General features: G+C 37.2%; 15 protein-coding genes. 14 read left to right on the top strand and 1 reads right to left on the bottom strand.

The window, feature by feature from the left end; all coding sequences use genetic code 11:
- Positions 1-74: 74 nt before the first annotated feature.
- A complete protein-coding gene (locus WMO65_RS00135; protein ID WP_148393370.1) occupies positions 75-1,064 on the bottom strand; it encodes a glycosyltransferase family 8 protein in 990 nt (329 codons plus the stop codon).
- A 175-nt stretch (positions 1,065-1,239) separates the two neighbouring features.
- Here WMO65_RS00135 and glf point away from each other — a divergent pair, with 175 nt between their 5' ends.
- From glf to WMO65_RS00065, 14 genes are all read left to right on the top strand, one after another.
- On the top strand, positions 1,240-2,346 hold the full coding sequence (gene glf / locus WMO65_RS00130; RefSeq protein WP_148393369.1) for a UDP-galactopyranose mutase: 1,107 nt from the start codon (positions 1,240-1,242) through the stop codon (positions 2,344-2,346).
- 63 nt (positions 2,347-2,409) lie between these two features.
- Positions 2,410-3,276: a LicD family protein gene (locus WMO65_RS00125; RefSeq protein WP_148393368.1), complete on the top strand. Its 867-nt coding sequence runs from the start codon at positions 2,410-2,412 to the stop codon at positions 3,274-3,276.
- Positions 3,273-4,559: a lipopolysaccharide biosynthesis protein gene (locus WMO65_RS00120; protein ID WP_148393367.1), complete on the top strand. Its 1,287-nt coding sequence runs from the start codon at positions 3,273-3,275 to the stop codon at positions 4,557-4,559. Before WMO65_RS00125 ends, WMO65_RS00120 begins: the two co-directional genes overlap by 4 nt.
- A 26-nt stretch (positions 4,560-4,585) precedes the next feature.
- Positions 4,586-5,386 (top strand): glycosyltransferase family 2 protein, encoded by an 801-nt coding sequence (locus WMO65_RS00115; RefSeq protein WP_148393435.1) that lies wholly within the window; start codon positions 4,586-4,588, stop codon positions 5,384-5,386.
- A 28-nt stretch (positions 5,387-5,414) separates the two neighbouring features.
- Positions 5,415-6,101 carry a glycosyltransferase family 2 protein gene (locus tag WMO65_RS00110; RefSeq protein ID WP_148393366.1) on the top strand — a complete coding sequence of 229 codons (687 nt, stop codon included), beginning with the start codon at positions 5,415-5,417 and terminating at the stop codon, positions 6,099-6,101.
- Positions 6,102-6,110: 9 nt separating this feature from the next.
- Positions 6,111-6,527, top strand: a complete 417-nt coding sequence (locus WMO65_RS00105) for a DUF2304 domain-containing protein (RefSeq protein ID WP_148393365.1) — start codon at positions 6,111-6,113, stop codon at positions 6,525-6,527.
- Positions 6,511-8,403, top strand: coding sequence for a DUF2142 domain-containing protein (locus WMO65_RS00100; RefSeq protein WP_187370664.1), 1,893 nt, complete (start codon positions 6,511-6,513; stop codon positions 8,401-8,403). Before WMO65_RS00105 ends, WMO65_RS00100 begins: the two co-directional genes overlap by 17 nt.
- A gap of 219 nt (positions 8,404-8,622) precedes the next feature.
- Positions 8,623-9,921 (top strand): D-alanyl-D-alanine carboxypeptidase family protein, encoded by a 1,299-nt coding sequence (locus tag WMO65_RS00095; protein WP_148393363.1) that lies wholly within the window; start codon positions 8,623-8,625, stop codon positions 9,919-9,921.
- Between the two features lie 45 nt (positions 9,922-9,966).
- A complete protein-coding gene (rfbC, locus tag WMO65_RS00090) occupies positions 9,967-10,533 on the top strand; it encodes a dTDP-4-dehydrorhamnose 3,5-epimerase (RefSeq protein ID WP_148393362.1) in 567 nt (188 codons plus the stop codon).
- A gap of 13 nt (positions 10,534-10,546) precedes the next feature.
- Positions 10,547-11,356, top strand: a complete 810-nt coding sequence (locus WMO65_RS00085) for an ABC transporter permease (protein ID WP_148393361.1) — start codon at positions 10,547-10,549, stop codon at positions 11,354-11,356.
- Between the two features lie 11 nt (positions 11,357-11,367).
- Complete coding sequence (locus WMO65_RS00080) at positions 11,368-12,678, top strand: ABC transporter ATP-binding protein (protein ID WP_148393360.1); 1,311 nt, start codon at positions 11,368-11,370, stop codon at positions 12,676-12,678.
- Entirely contained in the window at positions 12,671-15,520 is a 2,850-nt protein-coding gene (locus WMO65_RS00075; RefSeq protein WP_148393359.1) for a glycosyltransferase family 2 protein, read from the top strand. Before WMO65_RS00080 ends, WMO65_RS00075 begins: the two co-directional genes overlap by 8 nt.
- Before the next feature lie 23 nt (positions 15,521-15,543).
- On the top strand, positions 15,544-16,449 hold the full coding sequence (locus WMO65_RS00070; protein WP_148393358.1) for a class I SAM-dependent methyltransferase: 906 nt from the start codon (positions 15,544-15,546) through the stop codon (positions 16,447-16,449).
- Positions 16,450-16,462: 13 nt separating this feature from the next.
- Entirely contained in the window at positions 16,463-17,845 is a 1,383-nt protein-coding gene (locus WMO65_RS00065; protein ID WP_148393357.1) for a hypothetical protein, read from the top strand.
- Positions 17,846-17,849: the final 4 nt, after the last annotated feature.

Genomic DNA, 17,849 nt, shown 5'->3' with positions numbered 1-17,849 from the left:
TTATATTATAACAAGCCGTCAGCGCAGCGGCTAGTCCAAAATGAATATTTTTAGGAAAACAGTTATCTTATAAGTTATCTGTCTTTCTGCAATTTTTTTGCTCTGTATTTCATAAAAAAGGGAATTAACATATTAATAATATAATAACGTATTTTAGGAACAGGCCTCATAATAAAATTGAAGATTCTCCAACATACGAAATATACTTCCCACCCTTCTTCATAGGGAGTGTCTTTCCAATCTGTCATTCCAAGATACTTTTCATAGCAGTTCTTATATTTATGTGTATTTCCGGCTCTCCACGGGCGTTCTTCTCCTAAATAATGTATAATAACAGGACTTTTTACGCAGCTTTCAAATTCCTCTTTGGAGAAGTATTTCATCGGACTTACCAGATCGGAGAGAAATTTATATGGATATTGATAGAATATATTGCAGAAATTGTATTTAGGCATGATTGAGAGAATTTCATCTTTTAATGCTCCATTAATAGCGTCCTGATCATTTGCAAATAAATTGCCATTATGTTCTCTGTAAAATTGTATTATTTTTTTATCAGATTCATTCTTACGCCACTTTTCCAAATCCACCAGCAATACACCTGCATTATGATAATAATAATCTTTTAAACCAAGATCTTCTTTACGTTTTTTATCTACAGTTGGTTCTATGCTCATTCCCAATGTTTTGTTTTTTAAATCCATATGCCACAATTCTTCCAGGCTGGAAATGACAATCGTATCTCCATCTAAATATATAATTCGTTTAAGGCTTTCCGGCAGGATCCGGCCCATGATTAGTCTGGCTAAAACAATTGGATTCCAACCGGATGTATCAATATCAAAATCAAAATATTGTTTTATATCTGATATTTCAATAAAAATAATGCTGCGGTTATATTTTTGGGCTAAGCACTTCAGTTGATTTTTATTTTGGGAAGATATTCCAAAGGACATTATATAGAAAGTAATTTGAGCCTCTTTTTGGTTGTTTTCACAGATTGAGGTGAGTCCGGCTCCTAATTGCGGTACAAAATTATCGTTAATGGTATATAAAAAATTCACGATTGGCTCCTTTCAATTGAACACGCATACAGCGGTTTTTATAAAGTAAATCAATTATAGCATATTTGTAGCTGACGTGGGGGAGTAAATTTTTCTTTATAAATTAAGAATTGATTCTTATGTACAAACAGGGTATAATAATTTTATTTGAAATTGGATGATATGGGAGATAAACATGAAAAAATATGATTATGTTATTGTAGGCAGCGGTCTTTTCGCAGGTGTCTTTGCCAAAAGTGCAATAGAGCACAACAAAAGATGTCTTGTTGTAGAAAAAAGACATACCCTTGGTGGTAATCTGTACTGTGAAGAGATAGAAGGCATTCAGGTGCATAAGTATGGAGCCCATATTTTTCATACGAGTAACCGTAAAGTCTGGGAATTCGTGAATAGTCTTGTAGAATTCAACAGGTTTACGAATTCGCCTGTTGCCAATTATCATGGTGAGATATTTAATCTGCCTTTTAATATGAATACTTTTAATAAAATGTGGGGTGTTGTCACTCCGGCAGAGGCACAGCGGATAATTGAATCACAGAAAACTACAGTGACAGAGACGCCCAGTAACCTGGAGGAACAGGCAATCAGTCTGGTGGGATATGATATATATGAAAAATTAATAAAAGGGTATACAGAAAAACAGTGGGGAAAGAAATGCTGTGAGTTGCCTTCTTTCATTATTAAAAGGATACCTGTACGATATACTTACGATAATAATTATTTTAACGATTTATATCAGGGAGTTCCTATTGGGGGATACAATAGGCTTATTGATAAACTGTTTTCAGGATGTGATATAGAAACCGGGGTTGATTTTAACTTAAACAGGGAGAAATACCGGGAATTGGGAGACAAGTTGTTGTATACAGGTACTCTTGATTCCTATTATGACTTTGTATACGGAGATTTAGAATACCGGAGCCTGCGATTTGAGACAGAGGTTTTGTCTCAGGAGAACTATCAGGGGGTGGCAGTAGTAAACTATACAGATAGTGAGACTCCTTTTACGAGAAGTATTGAGCATAAACATTTTGAAAACAGCAAATCAGAAAAGACAGTAATTACCAGAGAATATCCGTTAGTTTGGAAAAGAGACAATGAACCTTACTATCCAATCAACGATAGTAGAAATCAAGAGATATATTTAAAATATGCAGAGCTTGCGGAAAAAGAAACACTTACACTTTTTGGCGGCAGATTAGCAGAATATAAATATTACGATATGGATAAAGTGATAGAGGCAGCATTTAGCCTTGCACAGAAAGAGTTTTCCGGCAGATAAAAGAATAGACTATTTAGAATGGAAAGGATGGCATGGTGGAGCGCACCATAATTCAGTGTATTTATGGAGAATAAGACATATGATAAGAAAAACCTTCGGAAACTGCAGTTGGTAGAATTGGATATCTTGAAAGATTTTATTGCCATTTGTGAAAAATATAAATTACCCTATTTCGCAACAGGGGGGACGGCTATCGGAGCCCTCCGTCATCAGGGATTTATTCCATGGGATGATGATATTGATGTATGTATGCTGAGAGAAGATTATAATAAATTTATGGATGTAGCACCTAAGGAAATGGGAGAGAAGTATATCTTCATGACAACAGATACAGAAAAAAAATATCCTCTTATGTTTGGAAAAATGGTTAAAAGAGGTACAAGATTTGTTGAAGATGCATATCAGCAGGGAAATTATCCTTTGGGAATATATATTGATATTTTTCCTTATGACAAAACTTCTGAAAATGAGAGGTTAAGAACAAAACATCAGAAAAAGACCTGGTTTTGGGCAAGACTTCAGGTGCTGACTCTGATTCCTGATCCGAATCTGCCACCTGGTATGAAAGGGTGGAAGAAAAAAGTGGCCGAATGGGGATGCAGGACGCTGCATGTTTTATTTAAAATTTTTTGTATAACACCGCAAATGTGCACGAATAAATACTTAAAATGGGCTACATATTGTGAAGATGACTCGGATTTATATATTGATTATTCTTACATATCCGGTGAAAATTTAATGATTCGTACAAAGAGTTCTTTTCCTACAGTAAAATTTAAGTTTGAGGATACGGAAGTGGCACTAGTCAAAAATTTTGACGCATTTCTTCGACCTGAATATGGGGATTACATGCAGATGCCGCCGGAAGGTGAAAGGCATAATCATTATGCCTCATTTATAGATTTTGGAGATGGAGAAACCTGCAATTGAAGAATAATATGAAGAATGATTATAATGGCGGTAAAAAATTATCCATGAAACAGAGCATACTTTGGAATTCCTGGGGAAGTATGTTCTATTTGGGCTGCCAGTGGCTTTTGACTATTCTTGTGGTGAGGATTTCAGGAGTAGACGATGCCGGACTTCTCTCCCTGGCTATGTCAGTCAGTAATATATGGTATAGTTTAGCTGTATATGGTATGAGAAATTTTCAGGTTTCAGACACAAATGAAAAGTATTCAAACGGTTTATATATTTCGAGCAGGATTATTACAAGCAGCACAGCTTTGTTTGGGTGTATAGCCTATACACTGGTATTATCTTATAGCTGGGAACAGAAGATATGTATTATAATTTATTTTATATATAAAATATCAGAAGCTCTTTTTGATGTTTTTGCCGGAATATACCAGAAGATGTGGCGCCTTGATTATGTAGGAAAGTCCCTTACTATAAGAGGTGTGTTGACCTTAGGGACTTTTTCTCTTGCCTTATTCCTATCTGGAAATCTTGTTTTAACTTTATTAATAATGACAGTCTGTTGTCTGTTGTCTGTGTGCCTGTATGATATTCATTTTGCGGGAAAGATAACAGATATTAAAATTTGCTGGGATAAACCTAAATTAATGGAATTATTGATTGAATGCTTTCCTCTTGTAGTGTATACTATGTTGTCGACAGCTATTGGCACTATTCCGAGGTTATTCATAGAGAGATATCTCGGGAATTATAAACTCGGAATATATGGTTCTGTAGCAACACCGACTTTAATAATACAGATGGGCGCCACTTATATTTTTAATCCTTTTGTCACACTTTTCGCGGAGCGATATCACCAGAAGAATAAAAAAGGTTTTTTAAATGCCTTATTTTTATGTTCTTCCGCTGTAGCAGGACTGGCTGTGACAGGTGTTATAGGCGGAAAATTATTTGGAAAATGGGGATTGGAATTGCTTTTGGGAGAAGAAGTGGCTTCCCATTCGGAACTGTTAATTCCTTTGATCTTATGTACTGTGCTGACGGCTTTTGCCTGGCTTCTCTGTGGTGTCCTGACTGCAATCAGGAATTTTAAAGGGCTTGTAGCAGGGAATGCGGCAGCAGTGGCGGTCAGCTATATCTCTTCAATCGTTATGGTCAGAAGATACGATATGCAGGGAGGAAGTGCGGCTCTGGCGCTCGCAACAGTAGTGGAAATCATCTTATTGTCACTGTGTCTTGCCAAAAGTGTTCATGATAATTTTGCTGTGAACGAACATACAGAAAACTGGAAATAAGGAGAAAAATGGAGCGGTTGGGAAAGATGGAAAAAAATAGAATAAAAGAACACACTTTTGCCATATGTGCGTATAAGGAAAGTCCTTATTTGGAAGAGTGCATTCTGTCATTAAAAAAGCAGACCAGGAAAAGTAACATTATTATAGTCACATCTACTCCGAATCATTATATAGAGGAGTTAAGTGAAAAATACGGAGTACCTCTTTATATAAACCATGGAGAACATGGAATTACACAGGATTGGAATTTTGCATATCAATGTGCTGATTCCAAGTATGTTACCATAGCACATCAGGATGATGTTTATCTTCCGGAGTATTGGCAGAAGATCTACGAATATCTCAGACAGTCAAAAAGACCATTGATCATTTTTGGGGATTATGGGGAGTTGAGGAAAGGGCGGCCTGTTCTTAATAATCGGCTTTTAAGAATCAAACGCCTTATGCTGATGCCTTTGAGAGTCAAAGCATTTTGGGGATCTAAATTTGTAAGACGAAGAATTTTGTCTCTTGGATGTCCTATTTGCTGTCCTTGTGTTACTTTTGTGAAAGCACACCTGCATGTACCTGTCTTTAAGGCAGGATTTCGCAGTGCGGAAGACTGGGAAGCATGGGAAAAACTTTCTAAAGAAAAGGGCAGTTTTGTATATGTAAATAAAATTTTAATGTATCATAGAATTCATGAGGACTCAGAAACCAGTATTATTCTTGGAGATGATGCGAGAAAAAAAGAAGATTTCATTATGTTTAGAAAATTTTGGCCGGAACCGATTGCCAGAATCCTTGTAAAGTTGTATAGTTCAAGTGAAAAATCTAATAATTTATAATGAATCAGATAAGATAAAAGGAAAACGTATGAAGAAATTAATCATTATACCTGCTTACAATGAAGAGGCATGCATAGAGAAAACGGTGGAGAATATTCAAAAATCCGCGCCTTCATTTGACTATATTATAATAAATGACTGTTCCAAAGATAAAACCAAAGAGATATGTGAAAAAAATCAATTTCACTTTATAAATCTTTCGGTGAATCTGGGAATAGGGGGAGCAGTACAGACTGGTTATATGTATGCTCTTGAGAATCATTATGATGTGGCTGTACAGGTAGATGGCGACGGACAGCATGATGCCGCATTTCTGAATGAAATGGCAATGTTTATGGAAGAAAATCAAGCCGACATGGTGATTGGGTCGAGATTTATTGAGAAAAAGGGGTTTCAGTCATCAGGGCTTAGAAGAATGGGGATTAAGTTTTTTACAGGTCTCATTAAAGTTCTGACGGGTAAGACTATAACAGATCCGACATCAGGTCTGCGAATGGTGGACAGAGAAATCATTAAGATATTCGCCGAAAATTATCCAAAGGATTATCCGGAGCCGGAAACGGTGGTGTCTGTTATCAGAAAAAATATGAAGGTAAAAGAAATTCCTGTTGTTATGAAGGAGAGGCAGGGAGGGGTATCCTCAATTTCTCCAAGAAAATCGGTATACTATATGATTAAGGTAAGCCTTGCAATTATTATAGAATGTCTTCGATAGAGGTGAAGTATGAACATAAGAACACAGATTATAGTAGCGGTTATTGTGTTGGCTGCGTTTGCTTATCTGGTTGGTAAGATAAGAAAAAATAAGTTGGAATTAAAATATGCGCTGTCCTGGATTATTATGGGAGTCTTGATTTTGCTGCTGGACATTTTTCCGGGAATAATTGCGAAATTGGCTGATATTTGCGGAATCGGAATTCCGGTTAATATGATTTTCTTTCTGGGCTTCTGTTTTTTACTGGCACTGACGTTTACTTTGAGTGTTCTGGTATCCGGGTTGTCTCAAAAAACAAAAGTATTGACACAGAGGATTGGTATTTTGGAAGAACTGATACGCAGGGAATGTGGTGAAGGAACAGCTATAGGGGAGAAAGAATTGCTTAAAGAAAAGGATGTATTTGAAAATGACAAAGAGAGTTAGGGTGAATCTGGATTGGTGGAAAAAACTGCTGGTTATAATGCTTAGTGCAATACTGGCTGGTTTTATTTTAGAGGGATTATTACAGTTTTATGAGGCAGAAAAAAGCGAAAAGTCCCAGATAATCAGTCTCCAGGATGTACATGTGAAGAATGGAGATAAGACGGAAAATCTCTATGTCATGAAGAAAAATGGAGAGGTTAAAATTGATGTTTCCGGAAGATATATCAACAAATTTCAATATTATTATGCATCAGAAAAAAGTTTTCAAGCTGAGATTTTAATAGAGACTAAAAATTTGTATGGTAATTGGGAAATTCAAAAAATTCTGGACCCGTGCCGCAGCAATTTAAATAATTCTTTTGTTAACATTAAAAATAATGTAAAGTCCATTACTATACAACTGCCAGAGGGAGTAACGGTGGGAGATTTTACAGTTCATAATGCAAAAGATTCTAACGGATACAGAATTTTGTATATCAGTGTGTTTGTTGGTGTGTTTTTGTTTCTTCTTTTGTTCAAAAAAGAAATCGGAAAACGTGTAGAGCTTGGCTTTCTCATAATTTCAATGACAATAGGGATGCTTTTTATAGCTCTTCAGCCTCCACAATTTACAAGTTGGGATGAACATATCCATTTTTATCATGTATTTGACTTTTTTGATGGAAAACATGTGGATTGGAACCAGGCAGAGTATTATGCTTATATCAATCCGGAATCAATGGAAAAAGTAGCCTTTACATCCAAGGAAGAAAAAGCTCTTCAGATTCAGTATTTTAATGAGAATACACAGGATAGCGGATATTCATATGATAAAAGCAGTTTTACTGTCAGTAGATTAGGATATCTTCATATGGCTATTGTAGTTGCTGCAGGGAAATTTATCGGACTTCCTTTTTATGTGGTATATTTGCTGGGCAAAATAGCAAATCTCATGATGTACTGCATCCTTATGTTTTTTGCGATAAAAAGTATCCCTATAGCTAAGAATTTACTGGCAGCTTTGGCTTTGATGCCTACACCTATGGTACTTGCAACCGCTTATTCTTATGATGTGGCTTTGATTGGGTTCTTATCTTTGGGAACAGCAATGCTGATTAGAGAATTTTATTATCCGGAGAAAAAAATCAGCAGGACAATGCTTGTCTGCATACCTGTCCTCTTTTTATATGGGAGCTGTCCTAAGGCTATTTATATTCCGTTGATGCTTAGTGCAGTGTTTTTGCCAATGAAAAAATTCAAGAATAAGAAACAGTGTTGGATATGGAAAACAGTGGTTATTGTAGCCTGTATTTTACTGATGCTGACTTTCCTGATACCTACAGCAGGTAACACAATGGCATCCGATGTAAGAGGAGGAGATACGGATGTAGGACGACAGCTTCAAATGATACTTGCTCATCCCTGGTCCTATATACAGATTTTATTTGAAAATATCAGTAAAACATTTAACAGTTATGTGATGGGGATAGAAAGTATTTCCACCATGGCATATGAAGGGGTGTTTGAGTTCTATATGCTGGTTACGGCTCTTATTCTTGGTGTGGCCTGCACAGAGCCCAGAAAAACCATGAATGGAATGACAAAAAAGTCAATGAACATATTTAAAATAATCATTCTGCCTCTTGTTGCCGGTGTGATGGCTCTGATATGGACAGCATTGTATCTGGCTTTTACAGAAGTGGGTGAGGTTATGATTAAAGGGGTACAGGGAAGATATTATATTCCATTGTTGCTGCCATTACTTATGGTTTTTTATACAGACAAGATTCAAACGAAATGGAAGCAGGAGAATTATAGCTTTGTTATGTTTTTAATAGTTCTTCTAATATGGCATCTGATCTTGTATTCTAAATTTTTGATTCCTTACTGCAGTTGATCCGTAGAGCATAGATAAAAGGTTGAAAAGCGGATTTCTTTTAAAATATTGAAATTCTGCTTATAAGATGGTATAGTATACAAGGTCAGGAGGAAGCATTTTGTGGAAAAGATAAGGTGTTTACTTATAAGATTACCGGACATGTATGCAGAAAAATAAAAATCATACAGCAGTATCCAGAGGATACTGCTGGTTTGCGTATAAGGAGATTTTTCAAAAATGATCAAATTAAAAAAAAGTTGTCCCTTTTCGTTTATTCTGGTATCGTTAGTATTGTGTATGAGCATGATGACAGTAACTGTTGCCGGAGCAGTCAGCAATGGCACAGCATATCCTGTTGAATCCAATAACATACAGGGATGGCCTGCAGGGCCGGAAGTGGCATGTGAAACAGCAGTATTGATGGAAGCCGGTAATGGTAACATCCTTTACAGTAAGGGAGGAAATGAGCTGCGCTATCCTGCCAGTATTACGAAAATAATGACTGCATTATTGGCAATCGAAAACCTCCAACTGGACACACAGGTAACATTTTCAGAAAACAGCGTGGCATCAGAACAGGTAGCAGGCAGCAGTACACTCCATATGCAGGTCGGAGAAGTGATAACTGTAGAAGATTGCCTGTACGGACTGATTATTCAGTCTGCCAATGAGATCGCAATTCAGCTGGCAGAACAAGTATCGGGGACAGAAGCAGCTTTTGCAGAACTTATGAATCAGAGAGCTTTGGAGATTGGCTGTAAGAACACACACTTTGTCAATGCAAGCGGGCTGCCGGATGAGAATCACTACACAACAGCTTATGATATGGCTCTGATTTGTAGAGAAGCTTTAAAAAATCAAACTTTTCGCACAGTTATCCAGACCGAAAACTATGTGATTCCACCTACAAATATAACTGCAGGTGCCAGAGAACTGCATACGCATCATCCGCTGTTGGCTTCAGAGTCTGCAGAACATTATGAAGGATGTTTGGGGGGAAAGTCCGGCAGCACAGAGGCAGCAGGGAAGACGTTGGTAACAGCAGCAGAAAGAAATGGAGTTACTCTTATTGCAGTGGTAATGAAAGGGGCTGATATGGGTCCTAATTGTCAGGATACCACGAACCTTCTGAACTATGGTTTTGATAAATTTAAAAAGACTGATTTAAATCAGGGATTTGTTTATATTCCATCCAATGTGAAGCTGGAACAGCTTCAATATGAAGAAAGTGTACAGCAGGATGGAAGCATTCTGCAAAAGTACAGTTATTCAGGACAGCCTGTGGGAAGTGCAGTTAAGCAGGAAGAAATACCGCAGGAGGAAAGCAAGAAAAAAACCTCAGAAGAAAAAGAAGCAGCAGGGACAAAAAACGCTGACACACAACAGCAGGAGAAGAGCAAGGGTGATCAATCATATTCTTTTATGGATGCGCTTTTGATTTTGTTGGCAGTGTTGATTGCAGTCCTTGTGATACTTATCATATTGCTTGTGAAAAAAGATAGAAGAAAAAATAAGAAAAGAAAGAAAAAAAGATAGCAGGTTAACAAAGAAAATTTTAATAAATAAAGTGAGGAAAAAGTTATGGGAAAAATTACAGTAGAAACATGCGAGATTGAAGGATTGAAAGTAATTACTCCGGCTGTTTTTGGTGATGAGCGCGGATATTTTATGGAAACATATAATTATAATGATTATAAAGCTGCGGGCATTGATATGGAATTTGTACAGGATAATCAATCCAGTTCTAAAAAAGGAGTATTAAGAGGCCTTCATTTTCAGATTCATTATCCACAAGATAAATTGGTGCGTGTTGTAAGCGGTGAAGTATTTGATGTGGCTGTAGATTTACGCCCGGGTTCCGAAACATTTGGAAAATGGTATGGTGTGATTCTGTCAGCAGAAAATAAAAAACAGTTTTTTATACCGAAAAATTTTGCACATGGTTTTGTGGTCCTTTCAGAACATGCGGAATTTGCATATAAATGTACTGATTTCTATCATCCGAACGATGAAGGCGGATTAAAGTGGAATGACCCTGATATAGGAGTGGAATGGCCTATGCCTCAGGGAATGACGGTGGAAGATTTAACTATCTCTGAAAAAGACCATAAGTGGAGCGGAATTAAAGAATATATGGAAAGCAAATAAACAGGAGCAGAATATGAAAGAAAAAATATTAGGATTACCGCTGGAATTATATCATAATAAAGGACTTATTTTGTCTTTGTCTAAGAATGATTTTAAGACAAAATACGCAGGATCTTATCTGGGAATTGTATGGGCATTTATTCAGCCGGTTGTCACAATCATGGTATACTGGTTTGTATTTACCATAGGACTCAAGGCAGGTGATATGGCGGAATATCCATTTGTTCTTTATCTGATTTCGGGTATTGTTCCATGGTTTTTTTTCCAGGATGCGTTGAACGGCGGAACGAATGCATTGATGGAGTATAATTACCTGGTTAAAAAAGTTGTTTTCAAAATCAGTATTCTTCCTATAGTAAAGGTGTTCTCAGCGTTGTTTGTACATGTGTTCTTTGTGGCATTCGCACTTATTATTTGCTCAGTTAACGGATATACACCTACTTTTCATACACTGCAGATTTTTTATTATACAGGCTGTACATTTGTTTTCGCATTGGCTCTTGTTTATGCCACCAGTGCTATTGTGGTTTTTTTTCGGGATTTGACACAGATTATTAATATTATCCTTCAGGTGGGCGTGTGGATGACTCCTATTATGTGGGATTTAAATATGCTGAGTGGACATCCCTTACTGATGAAAGCGTTTAAGCTGAACCCGATGTATTATATTGTGTCTGGATATAGGGATTCCATATTAGGAAAAACTTGGCTTACTGAGCATTGGAAGTGGGGAATCTATTTCTGGGTTGTGACGATTATAATATTTGCTTTTGGTTCTGTAATATTTAAACGTCTGAAACCACATTTTGCGGATGTATTGTAAGGAGAAATTGCATGTCAGATAAAATTATAGCAGTAGAGCATCTAAGTAAGATGTATAAATTATATGACAAACCTATGGATCGGCTGAAGGAGTCATTGGGACTGTCAAGAAAAAAGAATTATAAAGAACACTATGCTTTGCAGGATGTTTCCTTTCAAGTAAGTAAGGGGGAAACAGTCGGAATTATCGGAACAAATGGTTCCGGAAAATCTACGATCTTGAAGATTATAACAGGTGTTTTAAATCCCACGGACGGCAGCGTATCGGTAAATGGAAGAATTTCTGCCCTGTTGGAGTTGGGTGCAGGATTTAACATGGAATATTCAGGGCTTGAGAACGTTTATTTAAATGGCACCATGATTGGGTTTTCCAGGGAGGAAATTGATGCTAAGCTTGATGATATTTTAAATTTTGCAGATATCGGTGAATTTATTCACCAGCCTGTAAAAACATATTCCAGCGGTATGTTTGTGAGGCTTGCATTTGCGGTTGCTATTAATATTGAACCGGAGATTCTAATAGTAGATGAGGCTTTATCAGTAGGGGATGTGTTTTTTCAGGCGAAATGTTATAGAAAATTTGAAGAATTTAAAAAGATGGGCCGTACAATTCTGTTTGTAAGCCATGATCTGGGTAGCATTAGTAAATATTGTGACAGAGTGATTCTTCTTAATAAAGGGAAAAAAGTGGCGGAGGGAAGACCAAAGGAAATGGTTGACCTGTATAAAAAGATTCTGGTTGGTCAGGATGTATCCGTTATAGAAGAGATAGAGGAAGAGGCCGATAAGATATTGGATGAAAGGCAATTGGATTATGAGCATGACAGTGAAATATGGAAAAAGTATATGCTTATAAACCCTGAGCTGCAAAGTTATGGCGATGGCAGAGCAGAAATTGTTGACTTTGGTATTTTTGATGAAGAAGGAAAAATTACCAATACAGTATATAAAATGCAGAATTTTACTCTGCGAATGAAGATAAAATTTAACAAGAAAATTATAAATCCTATTTTTGCTTTCAGCCTCAAAGACTTAAAGGGAACAGAGTTGACAGGAACGAATACAGTTATTGAAAAAACAGAAACAGGTACTGTTCTGGAGGGAGAAGTGGCTGATATTTCATTTACTCAGAAGATGAGACTGCAGGGGGGACAATATCTTCTGCAGTTGGGATGTACAGGTTTTGAGGGAAATGATGATTTTGTTGTATACCATCGTTTATATGACATTTGTTGTATCCAGGTGATCGCTGATAAGACAACTGTAGGTTATTTTGATATGGATACCCGGGTAAACTATGCAAAAGGAGCAGTACATGAATAGTAGTGGAGATAACATTAAATTTTCTGTTTTAATTCCTGTTTATAACGTGGAAATACACTGGCTTCAGAGAGCGATTGAATCTGTCGCAAACCAGATATACGGTAATTGGGAATTATGTCTTGTAGATGATTGTTCTACAGATCACAGAGTGAGAGAATACTTATCCGGCATCCGTGATAAGAGAATAAAGATAAAGTTACTTGAAAAAAACGGCGGTATATCTGTGGCAACGAATGAGGCAGCGGCTCTTGCTGATGGTGATTATCTGGTTTTGATGGATAATGACGATGAAATTGCAGAGAATGCACTTTTGGAATTTTCAACTGTTATTAAAAATACAGGAGCGGATATTTTATATAGTGATCAGGACATTGTCGATGCAGAAGGAAACCACAGAGATCCTTTTTGCAAACCGGACTGGTCACCGGAACTGCTGCTCAGTCAAATGTATATAGGGCATTTACTTGGTTTTAAGAGAAGTCTTTTTGAAAAAACAGGAGGATTTCGGTCTGAATTCAACGGAAGTCAGGATTATGATTTAATGCTTCGCATGTCTGAAATTACTGACAATATTGTACATGTACCTCAAATTTTATATTCCTGGAGGGCAATCCCTTCATCCACAGCAAATAATCCGGAGTCTAAGCCTTATGCACAGGTAGTGGGATTAAAAGCCATACAGGAGCATCTGGATCGGGTTAACGGAAAAGAAGCAGCCAAAGTAAATGAGACAGAGAATTATTTTGTTTATGATGTAAGGTATTGTTTGAAGGAACCTCCTTTGGTATCTGTAATCATTCCTACAAAAGATCATGCGCCGCTGCTGGAAAAGGCAGTTCAGAGTATCCTTCGTTTTACCAGATATGACAGGTATGAGATCATCATCCTGGATAATAATTCAGAAGAAGCAGAGACTTTTGCATATTTTAAAGATGTTACGGAAGAAAATTCAAATGTTCGTGTGGTAACAGCTGCGTTTGAGTTTAACTGGTCAAAATTGAATAACTTTGGAATGAAGCATGCAGAAGGAGACGTCTATATCTTCCTGAATAACGATGTAGAAATCAGCAGCAGTGAATGGATGTACCGTTTAGTAGAGAAAGTTACACAGCCGAATATTGGAGTGGCAGGTGCCCTTCTGTTATACGAGGATAATACCATTCAGCATGCCGGAGTAATAGCCGGGATGGGAGGCTGGGGAGATCATGTTTATAAGGGAATGCCCCCGGTTCATTACGGTTCACCCTTTGTATCGCCCATGGTAACCAGAAATGTTACTGCAGTTACAGGTGCATGCATGGCGGTGTCTAAGAAAACCATTGAAAAGATCGGACCTTTTGATGAACGCTTTCTGATATGCGGAAGTGATGTTGAACTGTGTATAAGAGCGATTCAAAATGGATACAGGAACGTATATGATCCTTATGTCAGGCTGTATCATTTTGAGTCAAAGACCAGAGATTCTTATATTCCAGAAGTGGATTTTGAAATGTCACGAAAGATGTATGCCCCATATTTGTCTGAAGGGGACCCTTATTATAATAGGCAGTTGGATATGTTCAGTTGTGTACCTAAAATGAAAGCAGAGGCGGAAGAAATAAGTGTGGAAAAGAAAATAGTGGATGAATACCTCCATGGGGCTTATGAAGCGGGGATTTTTAACAGTCCGGAAATTGACACTCATATAGCGGAGATCAATCCTTATATATTCCGGCAGTCTACGCACAAGAACAAAAGAATTAATATTCTTTTGCCTTCCATTAATCCGGAACATGTTTTTGGCGGTATATCTACAGCACTTAAATTTTTTGAAAAACTGGCTGAGTGTACGGGATTCGATAAAAGAATTGTTCTGGTAGATGCGGTACCATCTGCGGAAGCTATACAAGTATATGAAAAAAATTATACATTTGTAAGATGGGAGGAAGACAGTCAGGAGAATGCTCAGATTGTTCCATACAGTGAGCGGAACGGATGGTCTCTTCCGGTATCAGAAAATGATTATTTTATGTTCACAGGCTGGTGGACCGCGCATTGTGCACAGGAAGCTTATGAAGAATATGAGGTTAAGACAGGTATAAAACCCAGACCGTTTATTAATTTTATTCAGGATTATGAACCTGGATTTTATGCATGGTCCACAAGGTATCTTCTGGCAGACGCAACCTATAAACATCCCTATCCACAGATTGCAGTTTTTAATACAAAATTGCTGCAGGACTATTTTCACTGGCAGGGATATAAATTTTATAAGGAATTTGCTTTTGATCCAGTGTTAAATACAGTGCTGAAAGAAAAGTTGTACGCCATGAACAGCAGTATGAGAAAGAAGAAGCAGATTCTGATATATGGCCGCCCGGGAACCGAAAGAAATGCTTTTAAACTTATAGTTGCTGCGCTGCGTAAATGGATTGGAATACAGGAAGATGCAGAAGAATGGGATGTTTTATCAGCGGGAGAGATGCATCCGAAAGTATATCTGGGAAAAGGGAAATACTTGAATTCTGCAGGGAAATTAACCCTGGATGAATATGCACAAGTTCTTCAGGAGTCTTATGCAGGTATATCTCTTATGGCATCTCCCCACCCAAGTTATCCGCCTTTGGAGATGTCTGTTTTCGGGATTAAGGTTATTACTAATACGTTTGCCAATAAAGATTTAAAAGATTTTAATGAATTTATTGTATCTTTAAATAATATCAGTCCCAACCATATTGCTAAAAAACTAAACGAAATCTGCAATGATTACCGCATTATTGTTGAGAACAGGATTGTAAATAAAGATTACTGCGAAAATGACAGTGTGTTCAGCTTTATAAATGAGATAAAGGAAATGCTGTAATTATTCCGGAGGAGGGAGTTTCCATGGTAGAGGAGATTGGAAAAGTAAAATTGAATTATGAGTTTTACAGTGGAACGGATGCATATAGTGATGGAGAGATTGAGAATGACCTGCTGAATCTCGTGAAGGACGAAGAAAATGTTGACCGCATTCTTCAAAAGGATAACCGATGGCCTGTCTTGTATCATTTGTCTCCGGTGAGACAGAATATATTAGAGTGGTATCCTTTTACAAAAAAAGACAGTGTATTGGAAGTGGGGGCCGGATGCGGTGCAATCAGCGGAGTATTGTCACGTCTGGCGGGAAAAGTGACCTGTATTGAATTGTCAAAAAGAAGATCCATGATTAATGCCTACAGAAACAGAAATTGTGAAAATATAGAGATAATGGTAGGGAATTTCAACGATATTAAATTGAAAGAGAAATTTGATTATATTACTCTGATTGGCGTGTTGGAATATGCAGGATATTATACGGATGCTGAGGATTCCTTTACTGCATTTTTACAGAATTTGAGAAAAATGTTGAAACCAGCCGGTCGTATTCTAATTGCCATTGAGAATAAATTCGGATTGAAATACTGGGCAGGTGCCAGAGAAGATCATACAGGACAGCTTTTTGACAGTATAGAAGGATACCATAAGACAGAAAGTTGTGTCAGAACATTTTCAAAAAAAGAGATAACATCCATTATACGTCGGGCTGGGTTCGATAAAATGAATTTTTACTATCCATTCCCGGATTATAAATTTCCTGTTCAGATTTTTTCGGAGGATTATCTTCCGAAAGCAGAAGAACTGGCCTGTGGTAAGGACAGCTTTGACAATACCAGATGGATACTGTTTGATGAAACGGCAGTCAGCCAGCAGTTGGCAAAGGACGGCAGTTTTGAGTTTTTTGCTAATTCATTTATGATTGAAGCGGAATAGAAGGAGTGCCAACGTGAAAAAAATATATTCCAAGTTTACAAAAGAGCGTGATAAAAGATTTCAGATAGAGACAGCAATTTACGTGACAGAAAACGGCAAAAAAGCAATTAGTAAAAGAGCCCTTCTTCCGGAAGGACAGGAACATATAGAAAATATGTATCAGAATTATCAATACTTTAAGGGACAGGGAGTATGCCTTCTGACGCCTTGTAGGATTGAAAATAAAGCTGTTTTTTTTGATTTTATTACGGGTGATAGTTATTATACACAAATTTTACAGGCACTTGAGAATAAAGATCAGGCTCGTCTGCAAGATGTTTTAGAAAAATATAAAAATATTTTTGATACCATGTACCATGAGCAGGCTCCGTTTGAAAAAACAGAAAAATTCGTTTCGATTTTTGGTGATATGGATATTCCGGCCGAAATGCTGTCAGTAAAAAGACTGAATATTGATCTGACATTTGATAATTTAGTGGAAAGTGGAGAAAATACTTTTGTACTGGATTATGAATGGATCTTCGATTTTCCTATACCGGTTAAGTTCGCAATTTACAGAGCACTTTTTGCTGTTGCTTTGAAACACAAAGCTACTCTTAACAAGCTAATGACAGAGAATGAGCTGTTTGATTATTTTGATATACACGAAGAAGATCGTAAATTGTTTGCAAAAATGAATGATGGGTTTATGCACTATGTTGAGGGTAAGGACTACTCTTATTCCAGAATTTTAAATCAGTATAAGCAGGAAGTGTATTATTTTGATGAGGAGATGAAGACAGAATCTTCATATGCACAGATTTATCTTGACAGAGGGACGGGATATTCAGAAGAAAACAGCAGGATGTTTCCTGTTTTAAAGGGGCAAAAGGAAGTTGAGCTGGAATTGAATCTGGACCCATGTCATATGCCCAGAGAAATCCGGATAGACCCGCTTAATACATCTGTAATGATCCGTATGATTTATATGGAAGCAGATACGACGGAAGGCATAAGAAAAATAACAATAGAGCAGACAGAAAATAATGCGAATACATGTGAGGGAAATGATCTGGTATTTAAAAGCAGGGATCCTCAGATTCTCCTGGGTATTTTGGAGGGAGAACAATGGACAAGCATCAGAGTTAAATATGAAATTCTATTCTCTCAACTGCATAATGCAGAGCCTTATCTGCAGCTTTGTAAAAAAAGAGAAGAGGAATTAAAGGCAAAGATAGAAGAACAGGGACAATTGCTTCATGAGAGTGCAAAACGCTTCGTAGAATTAGAAGAACTCCTGCAGCTCTATAAGGATAAGCTGAACTATATAGAAAACACCAGAGCTTATCGCTCCCTGCTCAAGCAAAAAGTAGAGCAGATTCATCTTTGGGATAAGTTAAAGGAACAGGATAACTAAAGGA

The organism is Blautia caccae (assembly GCF_040095955.1).
Classification (GTDB): domain Bacteria; phylum Bacillota; class Clostridia; order Lachnospirales; family Lachnospiraceae; genus Blautia; species Blautia celeris.
This window is presented reverse-complemented; position numbering and strand designations above follow the sequence as displayed.

Coding starts and splice junctions, on each gene's coding strand:
- WMO65_RS00115 (WP_148393435.1), top strand. CDS start 4,586: ATGGAAAAAAATAGAATAAAAGAACACACTTTTGCCATATGTGCGTAT.
- WMO65_RS00125 (WP_148393368.1), top strand. CDS start 2,410: ATGGAGAATAAGACATATGATAAGAAAAACCTTCGGAAACTGCAGTTG.
- WMO65_RS00110 (WP_148393366.1), top strand. CDS start 5,415: ATGAAGAAATTAATCATTATACCTGCTTACAATGAAGAGGCATGCATA.
- WMO65_RS00075 (WP_148393359.1), top strand. CDS start 12,671: ATGAATAGTAGTGGAGATAACATTAAATTTTCTGTTTTAATTCCTGTT.
- WMO65_RS00095 (WP_148393363.1), top strand. CDS start 8,623: ATGATCAAATTAAAAAAAAGTTGTCCCTTTTCGTTTATTCTGGTATCG.
- rfbC (WP_148393362.1), top strand. CDS start 9,967: ATGGGAAAAATTACAGTAGAAACATGCGAGATTGAAGGATTGAAAGTA.
- WMO65_RS00070 (WP_148393358.1), top strand. CDS start 15,544: ATGGTAGAGGAGATTGGAAAAGTAAAATTGAATTATGAGTTTTACAGT.
- WMO65_RS00085 (WP_148393361.1), top strand. CDS start 10,547: ATGAAAGAAAAAATATTAGGATTACCGCTGGAATTATATCATAATAAA.
- WMO65_RS00080 (WP_148393360.1), top strand. CDS start 11,368: ATGTCAGATAAAATTATAGCAGTAGAGCATCTAAGTAAGATGTATAAA.
- WMO65_RS00100 (WP_187370664.1), top strand. CDS start 6,511: ATGACAAAGAGAGTTAGGGTGAATCTGGATTGGTGGAAAAAACTGCTG.
- glf (WP_148393369.1), top strand. CDS start 1,240: ATGAAAAAATATGATTATGTTATTGTAGGCAGCGGTCTTTTCGCAGGT.
- WMO65_RS00105 (WP_148393365.1), top strand. CDS start 6,111: ATGAACATAAGAACACAGATTATAGTAGCGGTTATTGTGTTGGCTGCG.